Annotated in this window: 1 protein-coding gene; it reads left to right on the top strand. The window is 55.5% G+C overall.

Going from position 1 to position 2139, the window contains the following annotated elements:
• A partial coding sequence (locus FAS41_RS30535; RefSeq protein WP_138526999.1) for an efflux RND transporter permease subunit occupies positions 1-2139 on the top strand: 2139 nt, incomplete at both ends.

Here is a 2139-nt window from a genome sequence, read left to right as displayed (position 1 = left end):
AAGGGTGAGCTGCGCGGACTGGGTAACAATCTACGAGTCGTTGTGGAGAACACTCAAGGAGATATCTACGATCCGGCCTATCTACAGGCGCTTCAGCAGGTCAACGACAAGCTTTTCCTCACGCCTGGTGTGAATCGGCCTTATGTAAAGTCCATCTGGATGCCTGTGGTACGGTGGACGGAGGTGACCGAGGAAGGCTTCCGCGGCGGCCCAGTCATGCCAGATACCTACGATGGAAGCGCAAAGTCCATTGCCGAACTGCGCGCCAACATCGGCCGCGCGGGATTAATAGGAACTTTAGTCGCCAACGACCAGCGATCCACCATGATCGTCGCTCCGCTTCTTGAAAAATACGCGGACACTGGCAAGCCTATCGATTACGGCGCTCTTCAGCAGCAGCTAGAAAGCCTAAGGGCTCTCGAACGCTCTGTACTGCCAAATAGTCCTGACAAGATACGGATTCATGTCATCGGCTTCGGGAAGCTGATGGGGGATCTGATAGCAGGGCTGCATCAGATCATGTCCTACTTCGCGATTGCCGCGCTGATCGCTATCGCCATTCTCTTTGCCTACACCCGGTGCGTGCGTAGCACGGCACTTGTTGTCCTCTGCTCATTGGTAGCTGTCATGTGGCAACTGGGAATCGTCCAGCTCCTGGGCTTTTCTCTGGACCCGTACTCGATCCTAGTTCCGTTCCTGGTGTTTGCCATTGGCGTGTCTCATGGCGCTCAGAAGATGAACGGGATCATGCAGGATGTGGCTCGGGGCACACACAAATACGTTGCAGCCCGATACACCTTCCGCCGTTTATTCCTGGCCGGCCTGACCGCTCTAATGGCCGACGTGGTCGGGTTCGCAGTGCTGATAATGATCGACATCCCGGTGATCAAGGATCTGGCCCTAACCGCCAGCATTGGGGTCGCCGTCCTAGTTTTCACAAACTTGATTCTGCTGCCAATCTTGCTGTCCTATGTTGGCGTCAGCACAAAAGCAGCAGCAAATGCGAGCACAACCGGAGGTGAACCCTCACAATCCAAGCTGACCGCCTGGGATTGGCTCGTTCGCTTCACCGATCCGCGCTGGGCCACCGCCACAATAGTGGCGGCAGTTGCACTAGCGAGTGCCGGCTTCATGGTGAGCCTAAATCTCAAGATAGGAGATCTGGATGCCGGTGCTCCTGAGCTAAGAGCAAGCTCCCAGTACAACTTGGACACCGCTTACGTAACCTCACATTACGGCCTCTCCAGTGACCAGTTCGCTGTCATTGTAAAAACACGTCCTGGTGGCTGCGAAAAATGGCAGACGCAAATGGAGATCGACCGCTTGGACTGGGCACTACTCCAAGTTCCAGGCGTGCAAACCACGGTGTCTCTTGCTGGCTCAGTGGCGAGGCTATCCTCGGCCTTGTTCGAGGCATCACCGAAGTGGATCACCATCAGCCATAACCAGGCTCTGGTAAACACATCTGTGCTGCGGGCGCAGGAGGCAAACCCCGAACTTGTAAATCCTGATTGCTCGGTCGTGCCGGTGGTTGCTTACCTATCGGACCACAAAGCTGAAACGTTGGATCGTGTGCTCAAGGCTGTGGAGGCTTTCGCTGCGAAGCACAACAGCGCTGACATCCAGTTTCTGCCAGTCGCTGGCTCTGCAGGCATGGATGCTGTAACAAATATCGTAGTCCGAGATGCAAACCGGAGCATGCTAGTACTGGTCTATCTAGCCGTTGCGCTACTTTGTTTCATCACCTTCAGAAGTTGGCGAGCAGTAGTCGTTGCAGTAGTACCACTGATGATCACCTCCATCTTGTGCGAAGCGCTCATGGTGGGATTAGGCATTGGAGTCAAAGTCGCCACGCTGCCAGTAATTGCATTGGGCGTGGGCATTGGCGTCGATTACGCGCTGTATCTACTGAGCGTGCAACTGGACCAAATGCGAAAAGGGGCGACGCTTGAAACCGCGTATCGGCACGCCCTGCACTTCACCGGAAAAGTGGTCGCGTTGGTCGGTGTCACGCTCGCCGCAGGGGTCATCACCTGGGCCTGGTCACCCATCAAATTCCAGGCCGACATGGGGATCCTGCTCACATTCATGTTCATCTGGAACATGGTCGGTGCGCTGATCCTGATCCCTGCCCTCTCC

Origin of the sequence: Pseudomonas nicosulfuronedens (assembly GCF_005877905.1) — a bacterium.
Taxonomy (GTDB): domain Bacteria; phylum Pseudomonadota; class Gammaproteobacteria; order Pseudomonadales; family Pseudomonadaceae; genus Pseudomonas; species Pseudomonas nicosulfuronedens.
The sequence above is the reverse complement of the archived record's forward strand: the minus strand, read 5'-3'. Positions and strand labels throughout refer to the sequence as shown.